The organism is Bacteroides xylanisolvens XB1A, from assembly GCF_000210075.1.
In the GTDB taxonomy this organism is placed as follows: domain Bacteria; phylum Bacteroidota; class Bacteroidia; order Bacteroidales; family Bacteroidaceae; genus Bacteroides; species Bacteroides xylanisolvens.
Map to the genome: position 1 here is coordinate 167,905 of NC_021017.1, position 15,580 is coordinate 183,484.

Below are 15,580 nucleotides of genomic sequence, written 5' to 3' on the forward strand. Positions count from 1 at the left end.
TCTTTCTTTCTTCAATTAGCAGGTAAGCGAATCATGTTCGATCCGGTGTTCGGCAGTATTCCTTTTGTGAAAAGACAGAGCGAATTTCCTGCTAATCCTGATATATTTACGGAGATTGATTATCTACTTGTCAGTCATGATCATTTTGACCATTTGGATAAACAGAGTATAGCACGCTTACTGAAGAACAACCCGCAAATGAAACTTTTCTGCGGCTTGGGAACTGGTGAACTGATTCAGGGATGGTTTCCTGAAATGAAAGTGATTGAAGCCGGATGGTATCAACAAATGGAAGATGAAGGATTGAAGATCACGTTTCTGCCGGCACAACACTGGAGCAAACGTTCCGTACGTGATGGTGGGCAGCGACTGTGGGGAGCTTTTATGCTGCAAGGAAATGGGATTTCTCTTTATTATAGTGGTGATACGGGTTATTCCAGCCATTTTCGTGAGATTCCCGATCTGTTCGGAGCACCGGATTATGCTTTGTTAGGTATCGGTGCATACAAACCTCGCTGGTTTATGCGTCCCAACCATATATCGCCATACGAATCCTTGACTGCTGCCGAAGAAATGTATGCAGGTCTTACCATTCCCATGCATTATGGCACATTCGACTTGTCTGACGAGCCTTTGCACGATCCTCCGAAAGTTTTTGCAGCAGAGGCAAAGAAACGGAAGATTCCTGTGGAGATTCCCTATTTGGGAGAGATTGTAAAATTGAAAAAACAGAAATAATTAGAAACGAATAAAGAGATGAAGAAATTAGAAGTAAAAGACCTGAAAGAAAACTTTTTCGAAGCGATCGGAAAAGAGTGGATGCTGGTAACGGCGGGAACAAAAGAGAAGTTTAACACGATGACAGCAAGTTGGGGTGGCATCGGCTGGTTGTGGAATAAACCGGTTGCTTTCGTTTTTATCCGTCCCGAACGGTATACGTATGAATTTGTAGAGAAGAACGATCACCTGACTCTTTCTTTCTTAGGGGAAGAAAATAAGAAGATTCACGCTATTTGTGGTTCTAAGTCGGGACGTAATGTAGATAAAGTAAAAGAGACCGGATTGAAGCCAGTGTTTACAGAAAATGGCAATGTGTTGTTCGAGCAGGCACGATTGAGCCTGGAGTGTAAGAAGCTTTATGCTGACGGTATCAAACCGGAATGCTTTCTGGATAAGGAATCATTGGAAAAGTGGTACGGTGGTGCTCATGGCGGTTTCCACAAGATGTATATTGTAGAAATTGAAAATATTTATTCGGAGTAAGATTTAGCCGATTTATGATGGATGCAATGGAGAAGGCTCTGAACTCAAGTAGATTGAGAACAGAGCCTTCTTTTATTTTACTTTATTGGAAAGTCGTTAAGCACAGATTATATGAAATATGCAGTTTTAGTGAATCAAATAACTGTGAGATTCGTATAATCCGTGCTTTAAAATTTTACTTAGATGGAGCTTTCTTCACCCATTTGTCCAGCCATTCGAAGAATGTGCGTTGCCATAGAACCCCATTCTGCGGTTTTAATACCCAGTGGTTTTCATCCGGATAAATCAGCAACTCTGCAGGAACACCACGCATCACGGCAGCATCGAAAGCAGCCATTGCCTGATTAGCCAAAATACGATAGTCTTTTTCTCCATGAATACAGAGGATAGGCGTATCCCATTTCTCCACGAATAGGTGAGGAGAGTTGGCAAACGTACGTTGTGCCACCGGGTTTTGTTTTTCCCAGTATGCGCCTCCCATATCCCAGTTGGCAAACCATTTTTCTTCAGTTTCCAGATATTGCATTTCCATATTGAAGATACCATCGTGGGCAATGAATGCTTTGAATCGTTTGTCATGATGTCCCGCCAACCAGTATACGGAGAATCCTCCGAAGCTGGCACCTACACATCCCAAGCGATCTTTGTCTACATACGGCTCTTTTGCCATTTCATCGATAGCAGTGAAATAATCTTTCATACACTGGCCACCGTAGTCACCACTGATCTGTTCGTTCCATTCCACGCCAAATCCCGGCAAGCCGCGACGATTCGGAGCAACAATGATATAATCATTGGCTGCCATAATCTGGAAGTTCCAGCGATAAGACCAGAACTGGCTTACCGGACTTTGCGGACCTCCTTCACAGAACAGCAAAGTCGGATATTTCTTGTTCGGATCAAACTGCGGAGGATAGATTACCCATGTCAACATCTGTTTGCCATCTGTTGTTTTCATCCAGCGACCTTCCACTTTACCCATTTCCAACTGGTCGTAGATCTGCTTGTTTTCCTGCGTCAGTTGAGTAGTAGAGCCATCCAGTGCCACTGTATAAATCTCATCACCCATGCTCATAGAATGACGTTTGGCGATCAGTTTATCCCCGAAAAGAGCTACACTTTCATAATCGTACATTCCTGAAGTGATTGCCTTTACCGAATCATTGGCCAAATCCAGCGCATAAATCTGCGATTCTCCGTGCCATACACCGGTGAAATAAATCATCTTTGCATCTGCTCCCCAAACAAAGGCATCTACATTCGATTCGAATGCCTTACTCACAAAACGCTTCTCGCCAGTTTCCAGGTTCATGATGAACAGACGGTTCAAATCCGCTTCGTAACCGTCACGTTCCATACTCTGCCAGGCGATATATTTGCCGTCTGGAGAGTATTGCGGATTGGTATCATATCCTTTGTTCTCTTCCGTGATATTTTCCGTTTTTTGGGTGTTCAGGTCATAAACGTAAATATCGGAGTTGGTAGAAATCGCATATTCCAGTCCTGTCTTTTTACGGCAAGTGTAAGCCACTTTGTCCGAAGTTGTATTCCAGGCAAGTTGCTCAATGCCACCCCAAGGTTTCATTGGACTTTCATACGGTTCTCCGTTCAGGATATCCACGATATTGGAAATACCGTTACCGTCGAAGTCGGCAACAAAAGGATGTGGAGCTGTCGTCACCCATTCATCCCAATGTTTGTACATCAGGTCGGTCACGATGATACCTGTGGCTTTCGGCAGGTCCGGATATTTATCAGCAGTGCTTTCTTTCGTCTTTACTTGTGAAATAAACAGTAGCTTTTTGCCATCCGGTGAAATGGAATAACCTTCGATGTCTCCGTCGTAGTTGGTCAATTGCTTGCGTCCGCTACCGTCCGGGTTCATTTCATAGAGCTGGCTGCTTCCGTTGTCATTACTTAAGAATGCAAGTTTGGTGCCTCCTTTAATCCATGTCACTTCATTTTCCTGATACGGGGTATGAGTGATTTGCTGGTTTTCGCTTCCGTCTGCGTTCATCACGAAAACTTCGCGGTTACTCTTGTTTTCCGGTACACTGTAATACGCTACCGTATACGCAATTTTCTTTCCGTCGGGCGATACGGCGAATCCGCCGATACGTCCCATAGCCCAAAGTGCTTCGGGAGTCATGCGCTTCCCTTCGATCTTAATATCCGATTTCTCGATAAGCACCTGATCTGTTTTGCCTGCGTCTTTCGTTCCTCCGCAGGCAGCTAACAACATTGCTGCCGACATCATAAATAAATTAGCTTGTCTCATATATTTTATAAAATGTTTATTTTCTTGCGAAGATAGTGAAAAAAGGATTTAAATCTTCTTTTTCTGCCAGTTTCCTTTCTTCATATACCAGTAGCAGAACAACAGTATAAAAGTACCGTACACACATTCTGTCGTCCAGGCAAATGCGACATCCATTCGCAGATACATGATGAAATATGCAGAGTATGTGACATAGATAGCCAGTACACAAAGTTCCATAGCCAATGCAGTCCGCGTATTTCCTGTTCCTGATACCGATTGGAAATACACATTGGCAGGCACCAGTACCAGATAGGCAGAGCATAGTACCCACAGTGAAGGTACGGATGCCGCTCTTAAATCCGGGATGTCTGTATAAATGCGCAGAATCAGATCCGGGAATAAGCAGAAAAACACCAGGATCGGCAATACAAAGATATATCCGATACGGATATGTTGCTTGATAGTTCCCCGTACACAATCCTGTTCGCCTGCACCGATTAGGTTACTTACCAGCGAACCGCAGGTGGAAGCAAATGCCATTGCAATCATAAACGGTATCCCCGACACGTTGCGGATGATGTTGGCAATCGCCAATGACCGCTCTCCCAAATGTTCCACAAACAGGAAGAACATGAACCAGGTAGACAAAGAAACGAAATTCTGAATCATTGTCCACACAGAAACATTCAGTATGCGTTTCAGTGTTTTTCCATGGAATTTGGGCAATATGTTCAACGCATATTTCTTGCAGTCAATTCGTTTCCATGTATAGATGATGAAGAAAATCACCGATACCATTTCGGCCAGTGACGAACCGATGGCAGCGCCGGCAATTCCCAGTTGCGGGAAACCGAATTTACCGAAGATCAGGATATAGTTGAATACCACATTCGAAAGCACCATTACGATAGAGTTCAGCGTCAGTGTTTTGGTTTGTGTCGTACCTACAAAGAAGGCGCGGAACATGACCATGACAAAAGAAAAGAAGAACCCGTACACACGCCAGTGAATATAACTTTCGGCTGCATCGTAAATGTGAGGAGACGAAATGATATTCTTTAAGATATATGGTGAAAATACGATGGAGAATGTGAATAAAATCACTGCCATGGCAAGCAGGAAATAAATGCCCTGATAGAAAATCGGTCCGATTTCCTTGTAGTTTCCTTCTCCGTTGCGGCGGGCGATTAAGATCTGTGCGCCGATGCTGAAACCGAATGCCATCATAAAGATAGCAAGATAGTATACCCCTGCGATAGCAGAAGCACCCAGCTCGATTTCTCCCACACGTCCCAGGAAGGCCGTGTCCGTCATGCCGATCATTTGCTCCATAATCAGACTGATCAGGATAGGGAAGGTGATCGTCCAGATTTGTTTATACGAATATTTAGTTTTCATCTTATTATATTGTTTAGAGAAAGAAAGCCGGGCAACCAAAATAGGGTGTCCGGCTTTCTTAGAATATGATTCAGGAATAATTCCTTATTTTTTATTCTGTCTTTGCTGTTGCAGTAGCTCTTGTTGCTTTTGCATCGCTTCCAGGCGAGCAGCAAATCCGGTCTTTTTCATTTGTTTCGGGTCCTTCTTTTTCGCTTCAAGAATAGCCAACAATTTAGTTTCGTCGGTCGTTTTACGAAGCAGAATCATAGTACCCACGCTAATCAGCGTTGACACGAAGTAGTAATAGTTCAAACCTGACGGATAGTCGTTCAAGACAAACAAGAACATAATCGGCATCAGATACATCATCCATTTCATTGCCGCCATTTGCGGTTGCGCTCCGGTATCCTGCATAGACATCGTGTACTTCGTGTTCAAGATGTTTGTCACCGTCATCAGCAAGCAGAACAAGCTAAGGTGGTTGCCCAGGAACGGAATATGGAATGGGAATGTGATGATAGCGTCATAAGTAGAAAGGTCGTCCGCCCATAAGAAACTCTGTTGACGCAGCTCGATAGCACTCGGCACGAACATAAACAAAGCCATCAGGATAGGGAACTGCAATAACATCGGCAGACAGCCGCCCATCGGGCTTACCCCGTACTGGCTGTAAAGACCCATCACCTCCTGCTGTTTCTTCATTGCATCTTCCTGCTTCGGATATTTCTTGCTGATTTCGTCAATTTTCGGTTTCAATACACGCATCTTGGCAGAAGACATGTACGTTTTCCAGGTAGCCGGATAAACCACGACTTTCACCATGATGGTCAGAATCAACAGTACGATACCCATGCTCAATCCCCAACCGGATAACCAGTCGAATACGTTGATTGTGATAAACTGGTTAATCCAGCGAATCAACGGCCAGCCCAGATAAACCAGTCTGTGAAGTTCCCATTTCTCGTCGCGGCCTTTATCCAACGCTTTCAGCGTCTTAAAGTGGTTCGGGCCGAAATAGAAATACATCTCTGTCGGTTCTTTGCCTGTCGGATCAAAGAAAGTATTCATTTCAGCAGAATAATCTTTGATATATCCGCTTCCTTGCTGCTCCATTTTTGACTTTACGGAAACCTTGTCGAAATCCTGTTCAGCAATAAATACAGACGAGAAGAACTGATTCTTGAAAGCTACCCAATCAATGCGTCCCGGCAAATCCTGACTGTCATCTTTGGCAGCAGATAAGTTGTCCACATTGTCACCTGTTACTTTATAAGTCAGTTCCGACAGACGATTCTCATAGGTGAATCCTTTTTCCAGTTGGCGGGCGCGTTGTGACCAGTCGATGTCCACATACTTGGTGCTTGCCAACTTGTTTTCCATGCCTGTCGCTTTGATTTCAAAGTTCATCAGGTAGCTGTCCGGTTTCAGCGTATAGATGAAATCGATATAGCTTGCGCTATCCGCAGCCAGACGCATGGTAACACTACTATCCGTCTTGTTTACAGCTTCAAAGAAATAATCTTTGGTCTGGATGGCTCCTGCTTTGTTGTAGAAGTTGAAGTTCATCGAAGCATCGTCGCCGTCGAACAACATAATCGGTGTCTTTTTATCCTGTGCCATATAATCCTTCAGCATGGCTGAATAGACACGTCCGCCTTTTGTTGCGAAAGTAATTTCCGCTACATTATTCTGGATGCTGATTTTAGAATCGGTCCCATGCAAGGCATTGAAAAACAAAGCAGAAGAATCGGCAGCCGATGCAACCTCTTTTTGGCTGTTAGCCAGCGCAGCTTCTGTTTTCGCCTTCAGCGCTTCCTCCTGCTGCTGTACTACGGCAATAGAGTCATAGTATCTTTTTTGTGCAGCTATCTGTTCCTCGCTTGGACGACTCAAAAAGCTGAATCCTACCAATAATATGCCTATTAGAACGAGACCTGTGATGGTGTTTTTATCCATTCTTATTTTAATTACAAATTATAAAATTACAAACTACCGGTCGTTTACCGTGTATTGTTAGCCTTTTGCCGTTGTTTTTTCGTTTTCGATGGCAGCTTTCACAAATGCCACGAACAACGGATGAGGGTTCAGTACCGTACTGCCATATTCCGGATGGAATTGTGTACCGACAAACCATTTCAAAGCCGGGATTTCAACGATTTCTACCAAATCCGATTCCGGGTTGATACCTACACATTTCATGCCGGCAGCTTCATATCGGTCTTTATAATCATTGTTGAACTCATAGCGATGACGGTGGCGTTCCTGAATATGTTCTTGTCCGTAAGCCTGATATGCTTTCGAACCTTTCTGCAATACACATTCGTAAGCACCCAGACGCATCGTACCACCCATGTTGGTGATTGCTTTTTGTTCTTCCATGATATCAATCACGTTGTGCGGAGTCTTTTCATCCATTTCACGTGAGTTGGCATCAGCGTATCCCAGTACGTTGCGTGCAAATTCGATGGCGATGCATTGCATACCCAGACAAATACCGAAAGTCGGAATGTCATGCGTACGTGTATATTTGATAGCGACAAACTTGCCGTCAATACCCCGTTGGCCGAATCCCGGACCGATCATAACACCTGCCATGCCTTTCAAAGCTTCACCTACATTTTCATCTGTCAGTTTCTCACTGTTTACGAAATGAACTTCCACTTTGCGGTCATTGTAAGTACCTGCCTGCGATAAAGCTTCGCGGATAGACTTATAAGCATCCTGCAAATCGTATTTTCCAACCAGTGCAATATTGATCGGTTCTTTTGTCTCTGCAGCGTGACGACGTTCCAGGAATTTACGCCATGGACCTAATCCCGGAGTTTCTCCTACCGGCAGTCCCATCTTTTCGAGGATCGTGCTGTCCAGTCCTTGTGCCTGCATCAGGATAGGTACTTCGTAAATTGTTTCTGCATCGATAGACTGCACAACGGCTTTATCATCCACATTACAGAATTGTGCCACTTTCTTGCGCAGTCCGTCACTTAGCGGATGTTCGGCACGCAATACCAGTACATCCGGCTGGATACCCACACTTTGGAGCTCCTTTACAGAATGTTGCGTCGGTTTTGTTTTCAATTCTCCGGCAGCAGCAAGATAAGGAACATAGGTCAAGTGTACGCAAAGAGCGTTCTTACCGAGTTCCCATTTCAACTGACGGATACTTTCGAGGTAGGGGAGTGATTCGATGTCACCTACCGTACCACCGATTTCAGTAATCACAAAATCAAACTTGTATTTATTACCAAGCAGTTTAACATTCCGTTTGATCTCGTCTGTGATGTGAGGAATCACCTGGATCGTTTTACCCAGATAATCTCCACGACGTTCCTTGTCAATGACGCTCTTGTAGATACGTCCCGTAGTAATGTTGTTCGCCTTTGTCGTTTGTATACCCAGGAATCGCTCATAGTGTCCCAAGTCGAGGTCGGCTTCGTGTCCGTCTACGGTTACATAGCACTCTCCGTGCTCGTATGGATTCAATGTTCCCGGGTCGATGTTGATATACGGGTCAAACTTCTGAATGGTTACATTATAACCTCTTGCTTGCAGCAACTTACCGATGGATGATGAGATGATCCCTTTTCCTAATGAAGAGGCAACACCACCGGTGACGAAAATATACTTTGTTTCTCCCACAGCTATAACTGTTTTAATAATTGTTTACTTAGTAGTAATCTTACGAACTTAAAAAGCGCAAAATTATAAAAAAAGGAGGAAGATTGCAGCCTTTCGTCTCTACAATTTTATTAAAAAATGCAATTTTGAAAGAATCCTATGATTTCTGAACAAAATAATGTAGCTTTGCAGCCTAAACCATAGACAAATATGATGAGAATTACTACTTTATGTTCAGCGTTTATCCTGTCAATCTTATCGTTATCGCTTTTTGCGCAGGAACCAGTCGAGGCTGCTTCACTTCCGACTGACTCTCTACAGCCTGCCCCTGAAGTGATTAAACCTGCTAAAACGGTCAAACCTTCGGCAGTTGTGGCAAAGGCCAGAGTTGTGAAAGCTGATACGCTTTCGGCAGAGCTTCAGAAATATTTAATGTTAAAACTTAATCTGTCAGGTCCGACACCGAAATTGGATACTGTTTCTTATTTATATAATAGGTATGTTGCGCAATTGGATTATTTGAATGATTTGTCTGTGCCGCCACGTTATATTCCGTCCGATCCCGATTATTTTCGTCTGTTTACACCTTTGGCATATTATTATGCTCCGATGGCTCAATACTCGAAGCTGGAATGGAAACCCATGCAATTGGATACCACTCCTCAACTGACGCAAGAGCTTTTGCCATACGATACCCTGGCATTTACCAAAACTCAACGTGCCGAGAAGATAGTCAACAGCGCGTTGATGGATCTTTATTTGGCGCGTCCGGAATTAGTTGTCACTACGGAGGATCGTATCATGAGTCGTGACGTGTTCCGTCATGATGTGAAGCCGAAAATATCTCCCAAAGCAAATGTTATTCATCTGTTTCAACCGGAAAACATGGATGATAATGTAGGAAAGGCCAATATGAAGATTAGCAGGCCTAACTGGTGGGTGACCGGAGGTAACGGATCGTTGCAGATCAGTCAGAACCACCTTTCGGATAACTGGTATAAGGGAGGTGAAAGTAACTTCTCCGGATTAGCGACTTTTCAAATTTTTGCCAACTATAATGATAATGAAAAAGTCCTGTTTGAGAATCAACTGGAAGCTAAAGTGGGTATGACCTCCACTCCGTCAGATGAATATCATAAATATCTTTTTAACACCGACCAATTCCGCTTATATAATAAATTAGGTTTGAGGGCTTTCAAGAATTGGTACTATACCATTTCTTCCGAGTTTAAGACACAGTTCTTCAATGGATATAAAGCTAACAGTGAAGAATTAGTTTCGTCTTTCTTGTCTCCGGCAGATTTGGCGGTCAGTGTCGGTATGGATTATAAATTGAGTAAGAAGAAATTTAATCTTTCCGTATTTATGGCGCCGTTGACTTACAACTTGCGTTATATTGGCAATTCTGAAGTAGACGAAACTAAGTTTGGTTTAGACAAAGGAAAATGCTCTAAAAACGACTTCGGTTCCCAGTTGCAATCGACATTGAACTGGACCATTATCTCTGCAGTCACTTTAGAGTCTCGCCTCAATTATCTGACCAACTACCATTGGGCACGTGTAGAGTGGGAGAATACATTCAACTTCGTTTTGAACCGTTATCTTTCTACTAAGCTCTATATACATACCCGTTTTGACGATAGCTCGAAACCGACTGAAGGAGACAGCTTCTTCCAGTTGAAAGAATTGCTTAGCTTTGGTATCAATTATAAGTGGTAAGTAAATCAAAAGAAATACAAATCAGGCGCGGAAATTCCGCGCCTGATTTGTATAGGGATGTTGTCTAAAATATGGGTGGTAAAATAGAACCAATGTGATAGAGGTAGAGTATTTTTTTATGTCTAGGATAGTCTTAACTATATATTTCTATTTGTGTGTAAAAAAAGAAAGCGTTTTTTCTTGTTTACTATTTATTATTTTATTTATCTTTGTCACCGAATTCAGTCCATTACCTAAGGAGTAATGGAAAAATGAGGGGTAAAAATACATGATCATTAAGAAAAATGACGATCGAAATCTTCTGCCAACAGATGTGATTGGCAGAGGCGTAGCACGCTCAAAACGATGGTTAGTGGCAATCGTACGTATTTGTCACGAGAAAAAAACAAGTGAGCGGCTTACGAAAATGGGGATCGAAAATTTCCTTCCAATTCAACAAGAAGTCCATCAATGGAGCGACCGTCGTAAAGTTGTCGACCGGGTACTACTTCCGATGATGATCTTCGTTCATGTTGATCCGCGAGAACAAAAAGAAGTCTTAACCTTATCTGCTATCAGCCGTTACATGGTATTACGTGGGGAGAGTACTCCGGCTGTTATTCCTGACCAACAAATGTTGCGATTTAAGTTTATGCTCGACTACTCGGATGAGACGATCAGCATGAGTACATCGCCATTAGCTCCAGGAGAAAAAATACGGGTAATCAAGGGACCATTGGCAGGACTGGAAGGGGAATTAGTAAATGTGAATGGGAAATCGAAAGTTGTTGTTCGATTGACAATGTTGGGGTGTGCATGTGTAGATATACCGGCTGGATGTGTAGAGCCAGCATCAGAAAATGGGGATTTGAATGATTAAATAATCAATCTTTTTATAGGGGACATGGGGGATTTTACTGCAAGAACATTACAAAAGATCTGCTTAATATAGCAGATTATCTATTTAATGTCGGTGACAAATATTAGGGGCTTGTTGTCCGATAACCTTTCCCAATTAAAAAAATCCACGAAATATTTAATTATATCTGCTTAAAAATAAAATAAGCAGTGAATACATTGGGCTTTTACAATTAAAAAATACGATAAACAGAATGAAAGGAATAGTTTTAGCTGGTGGTTCAGGCACTCGTTTGTATCCTATCACCAAAGGAGTGAGTAAGCAGTTGCTTCCTGTTTTGTAAGCGTCCAAAAATGACGTATTGACTTGTTTTTGTTTAGGCTTTACCTTTGCTGCACACTTATAAAAATATGCACAGTAGCAGTGTTTTTGAAAAGTCATGGTTCCTCTACAAGACTGTGGGTGAACTCAAAGGAATCTCAATCAATTCGTATTGTGGGGCTCAAGGAAATTTTTGTCGTGATTTTAATAATTGGTTTGTGAAGACGCGTGAAAAAATCATTCCCGTTTAGGTCGATAGTATTCCTTGCTCTGATGTCTTATGGAAGAATCACAGGTTGTGGTTTTCGGTGAATCGGTATTAAAGGGTACTTCTTCTCGTTCTAACTCCGGTAATATTCTTATCACTATCCATACTCGTGGTGGGTTTGCTATTTGTAAAAGTAACTTGGACTATTGGGGCTTAAAAGAATTGGAAGAGAAGCTGGAGACCTATGTTGACAATTTCGGGTTTGAATAACTTCTATTATCTTTCTAGTTTTCACGATATGTATTGCAAAGCTCCACGAGTTTCAGAAATCGTTCGTTCTCGTTATTCCCATGATCCTTTTTTAGGTAGATATTTATTTCTTATGTCCAAAGATCAAAAGATGGTTAAATGATCTATTACGAGCTTCATACTTATCATAAGTCAATAGCAAGTGTTTATTATATCGAGGGAAATATAGAAAAAATGTCGAAAATTCTAATAGGCTATAGATATGATATGATAGTGGACTTTACGTATGGAATGTGGCTGAATTAAATGAACATATTGGGATGGTTGATAAAACAGCTGTAATATAAATGAAAAACTATAGTTTTGATGGAGCACGGTAATAATAGGAGAATAGCTAAGAATACTCTATTGTTATATTTTCGCATGATGTTTATGATGTTAGTGTCATTATATACATCACGTGTAGTATTGCAGCAGTTAGGTATAGACGATTATGGCATATATGAAGTCGTAGGTGGTGTCGTTGGACTATTATCGTTTATCAGTGGGGCATTAGCTTCTGGATCAACTCGTTTTTTAGCTTTTGAATTAGGAAAGGGTGATAGAAGGAAAATGATCAAAACTTTTTCTTCAATCTTTATAATACATACTGTATTTGCGTTGGTAGTTGTTGTTCTGCTTGAAACGGTTGGATTGTGGTTTCTACATAATAAATTAGCTATTTATGATAATAGAATGGAAGCTGCCGTTTTTGTATTTCAGGTATCAGTTATTACATCTTTTATAACGTTTACTCAAATACCATACACAGCTTCAGTCATGAGTCATGAACGCATGAGCATCTTTGCCTATGTGAGTATTATTGAAGTTGTACTGAAATTAGCAATAGTTTATATGTTGCCTTATGGAGGATTTGACAAACTGAAATATTATGCCTTGTTGCTGTTAATCGTACAAACATTCATCGCATTGATATATAGATGGTATTGTACAAGAAATTTTGAAGAAACAAAGAAATGTATGATAATAGATTGGGGAATGATCAAAAATATTCTTTTTTATTCACTTTGGAACTTGTTTACAAACATTACTATGACATTAAAAAACCAAGGTGTTGTAGTGCTGATATCTATGTTTTTTACTCCACAGGTAGTGACAGCTCGCGCTTTGGCAAATAAAATTAATATGGCTGCCAATCAGTTTGCAGATAATTTTAGAGCAGCCTCTAATCCGCAGATTATTAAAAGATATGCGGCTGGCGATAAGGATGGAAGTAAATCATTGACTATTTCAATATCCATGTATAGTTTCTATTTGATGCTGATGTTGGGAGTGCCTATTATGCTTGTGGCCGAACCTCTTATCAAATTTTGGTTAGGGCAAGTTCCAGAGTATTCGGTCATATTTCTTCAGTTTGCTATAGCAACGAGCATTATCAATTCAATGAATAATTCCTTTTATACGGCATTGTGTGCAGTTGGAAAATTGAAATTCAATTCTATCTTTTCTGCTATTGTATCTGTGTTGGTTGTTCCTATAGGCTATGTGTGCTTTAAGCTTGGTTTATCGCCAGTATCAATTGCTATTATTATTTTGATTGATGACATGATTCTTTCATTCGTAGTAAAACCAATTGTTTTAATTTATGATGCTGAATTTAAATGGTCGGAAATTTCTAAATGTTATTGGTCGTGTCTTAAAGTTACTCTTTGTGCAATCCCTATTCCGGTATTTCTTTCTATATATCGCGATCAACTCTTTTTAAATGATTATATAGGATATTCTGTCATTCTTTTCATTACTATGTCTTGTCTTTTTTTATTTCATTTGGACCTTAGGCATTAGTAAGGTAACTCAACGAAAAATGATAAGTTTAATAAAATTGAAAATTAGTAAAAAATATGGATTCTAGTAAGACAATCATTCAGTTGCATTCTCTGTTGAAACAATATGATATTAAAAATATAGTGTTTAGCCCAGGTGGTCGTCATTTGCCACTGATTCATTCAATTGAACAAGATGATTATTTTAATACCTTTAGAGTGATCGATGAACGTAGTGCGGGTTTCTATGCATTAGGAATGATACAGAAAACGGGGAAACCTGTGGCAATATGCTGTACATCGGGAACTGCATGTATAAACTTAGCGAGTGCTGTGTGTGAAGCATTTTATCAACACCTTCCTCTTCTTGTAATTTCAGGGGATAGAATGATAGAATATCTTAACCAAAATGAGGATCAACAGTATGATCAAATTAAATCGTTTGAAGGGTTTACAAAATATCGGGTGCGCCTTCCCCGCATTGATTCAGAAGTAGATGAGTGGTTTACAAATCGAACTATCAATGAAGCTATGATTGAATTAACGCACCATGGCAATGGACCTGTACATATTGATTTTCCAATAGGAGATCCGTTTAGTGAAATATTTAAATTGGAGTCAATCCCTCTAGTTCGAAAGATAAATTTGTATGATGCTGAAACAGAAAATGTTCAATGGAGATATTTGGCAGGGCAATTGAAAGATAAACGCATTGGAGTCTTATGGGGGCAATCAGTCACTTTATCAACTAAATTAGAAGGTGCTGTCAAACGATTTGTTGAAAAATTTGATGCGGTCATTTTGACGGATTATATTTCTAATTGCCATTATCCACATACATTTAATAATACACCTCGGCTTCTTCATGCCAAGTTCCTGTTTCAAGAAGAAGAAATGTTGTTGCCAGAAGTGCTTATTACTGTGGGTGGAAACTATATTTTCAATGCTGAATTGAAAGGAATGATGAAAAGTCGTAAGGCAGAGCATTGGCAAGTTGGAAAGGAAGATAAGGTTGTTGATGGATTTAAGAAACTCACACATATGTTTGAAATGAGTGAGACTTTATTCTTTGATAAAATATCAGAAAACGCTTCTTTTGTTAATAATACTGGTTATTATGAATTTTGGAGTCAATTGGATAAGGAGGTGCCACAACCTAGTTCTGATAAATATAATGAATTGCACATAATAAGTTCTGTTCTTAAAAAGATGCCAGTAGATGCCGATTTGCAGATTGGTAATAGTTGGAGTATTCGTATGTCTCAATTGTTAGATATTCCAGCCACAGTTCGTCAATATTGTAATCGTGGAGTTAATGGTATTGATGGTTCTTTGTCTACAGCAGTGGGTTTTGGTGCAACTAATGAACGTCTTACTTATCTTGTTATTGGAGACTTGTCTTTTTTTTACGATATGAATGCATTGTGGATAAGCAGTCTTTCTCCAAATATGAGGATTCTAATGATTAATAACCATGGAGGGGCCATGTTATTTAAACCTTTTATGCGTGAGATGATGGAAAAATACCCAATGAGTAATTTAGGTAAAGATTGTAAAATAGTGACAGCAGAGGGATGGGCTACTACAACGGGCTTTGAGTATTTTGCCGTTAATGATATGAAAGATTTGGAAAAAGCAGCCAGTTTGCTTGCCCAAAAAGAATCTGACAAGCCCATATTTGTAGAAGCATTTACAAATTTCTTTGATGATACAGCTTCATATATGGACAATCTTGCATTCGAAAGAAGGAGTCTTTCTGAAAAGGTTATAGGTAGGATGAAACGTTTCTTAAAGAAATAATGATATGCACTTTGCTGATTGTGAGTATTTACTGATATTTGGTGTATTTTTTATATGTGTAATAATTTCGACGCGTGAAGGAGGTGATAGCAATAAGTGTA

11 protein-coding genes and 1 pseudogene are annotated in these 15,580 nt (G+C 40.6%); 8 read left to right on the forward strand and 4 right to left on the reverse strand.

Annotated elements, in window-relative coordinates; translation table 11 throughout:
* Together BXY_RS00675 and BXY_RS00680 are read left to right on the forward strand one after the other, a co-directional pair.
* Positions 1–738, forward strand: a 738-nt coding sequence (locus tag BXY_RS00675) for an MBL fold metallo-hydrolase (protein WP_208946698.1), incomplete at its 5' end; no start/stop codon positions are given.
* Positions 739–756: 18 nt separating this feature from the next.
* On the forward strand, positions 757–1,263 hold the full coding sequence (locus BXY_RS00680; RefSeq protein WP_015530974.1) for a flavin reductase family protein: 507 nt from the start codon (positions 757–759) through the stop codon (positions 1,261–1,263).
* A 175-nt stretch (positions 1,264–1,438) separates the two neighbouring features.
* Here the strand turns inward: BXY_RS00680 and BXY_RS00685 are convergent, their stop codons facing one another.
* From BXY_RS00685 to BXY_RS00700, 4 genes are all read right to left on the reverse strand, one after another.
* Complete coding sequence (locus BXY_RS00685) at positions 1,439–3,541, reverse strand: S9 family peptidase (RefSeq protein ID WP_208946699.1); 2,103 nt, start codon at positions 3,539–3,541, stop codon at positions 1,439–1,441.
* 48 nt (positions 3,542–3,589) lie between these two features.
* Positions 3,590–4,921: a multidrug efflux MATE transporter BexA gene (bexA, locus tag BXY_RS00690; RefSeq protein ID WP_015530976.1), complete on the reverse strand. Its 1,332-nt coding sequence runs from the start codon at positions 4,919–4,921 to the stop codon at positions 3,590–3,592.
* 84 nt (positions 4,922–5,005) lie between these two features.
* Entirely contained in the window at positions 5,006–6,859 is a 1,854-nt protein-coding gene (gene yidC / locus BXY_RS00695) for a membrane protein insertase YidC (RefSeq protein ID WP_008022783.1), read from the reverse strand.
* 57 nt (positions 6,860–6,916) lie between these two features.
* Entirely contained in the window at positions 6,917–8,542 is a 1,626-nt protein-coding gene (locus BXY_RS00700; protein WP_004317909.1) for a CTP synthase, read from the reverse strand.
* A gap of 189 nt (positions 8,543–8,731) precedes the next feature.
* On the opposite strand from BXY_RS00700, the gene BXY_RS00705 reads away from it, so the two are divergent.
* The 6 genes and pseudogenes from BXY_RS00705 (at position 8,732) to menD (ending at position 15,479) form a co-directional block, all read left to right on the forward strand.
* The gene (locus BXY_RS00705; RefSeq protein ID WP_015530977.1) at positions 8,732–10,240 is read left to right on the forward strand and encodes a DUF3078 domain-containing protein; all 1,509 of its coding nucleotides are present in this window, start codon (positions 8,732–8,734) and stop codon (positions 10,238–10,240) included.
* Positions 10,241–10,508: 268 nt separating this feature from the next.
* Positions 10,509–11,099, forward strand: coding sequence for a UpxY family transcription antiterminator (locus tag BXY_RS00710; RefSeq protein ID WP_015530978.1), 591 nt, complete (start codon positions 10,509–10,511; stop codon positions 11,097–11,099).
* 232 nt (positions 11,100–11,331) lie between these two features.
* A pseudogene (locus BXY_RS00715) lies at positions 11,332–11,415 on the forward strand (sugar phosphate nucleotidyltransferase); the annotation flags it as partial.
* 264 nt (positions 11,416–11,679) lie between these two features.
* On the forward strand, positions 11,680–11,877 hold the full coding sequence (locus BXY_RS00720; RefSeq protein WP_015530979.1) for a hypothetical protein: 198 nt from the start codon (positions 11,680–11,682) through the stop codon (positions 11,875–11,877).
* Positions 11,878–12,222: 345 nt separating this feature from the next.
* On the forward strand, positions 12,223–13,701 hold the full coding sequence (locus BXY_RS00725) for a lipopolysaccharide biosynthesis protein (protein WP_015530980.1): 1,479 nt from the start codon (positions 12,223–12,225) through the stop codon (positions 13,699–13,701).
* Between the two features lie 56 nt (positions 13,702–13,757).
* The gene (gene menD, locus BXY_RS00730; protein WP_015530981.1) at positions 13,758–15,479 is read left to right on the forward strand and encodes a 2-succinyl-5-enolpyruvyl-6-hydroxy-3-cyclohexene-1-carboxylic-acid synthase; all 1,722 of its coding nucleotides are present in this window, start codon (positions 13,758–13,760) and stop codon (positions 15,477–15,479) included.
* The last annotated feature ends 101 nt before the right edge of the window (positions 15,480–15,580 follow it).

Coding starts and splice junctions, on each gene's coding strand:
- BXY_RS00680 (WP_015530974.1), top strand. CDS start 757: ATGAAGAAATTAGAAGTAAAAGACCTGAAAGAAAACTTTTTCGAAGCG.
- BXY_RS00685 (WP_208946699.1), bottom strand. CDS start 3,541: ATGAGACAAGCTAATTTATTTATGATGTCGGCAGCAATGTTGTTAGCT.
- bexA (WP_015530976.1), bottom strand. CDS start 4,921: ATGAAAACTAAATATTCGTATAAACAAATCTGGACGATCACCTTCCCT.
- yidC (WP_008022783.1), bottom strand. CDS start 6,859: ATGGATAAAAACACCATCACAGGTCTCGTTCTAATAGGCATATTATTG.
- BXY_RS00705 (WP_015530977.1), top strand. CDS start 8,732: ATGATGAGAATTACTACTTTATGTTCAGCGTTTATCCTGTCAATCTTA.
- BXY_RS00710 (WP_015530978.1), top strand. CDS start 10,509: ATGATCATTAAGAAAAATGACGATCGAAATCTTCTGCCAACAGATGTG.
- BXY_RS00720 (WP_015530979.1), top strand. CDS start 11,680: ATGGAAGAATCACAGGTTGTGGTTTTCGGTGAATCGGTATTAAAGGGT.
- BXY_RS00725 (WP_015530980.1), top strand. CDS start 12,223: ATGGAGCACGGTAATAATAGGAGAATAGCTAAGAATACTCTATTGTTA.
- menD (WP_015530981.1), top strand. CDS start 13,758: ATGGATTCTAGTAAGACAATCATTCAGTTGCATTCTCTGTTGAAACAA.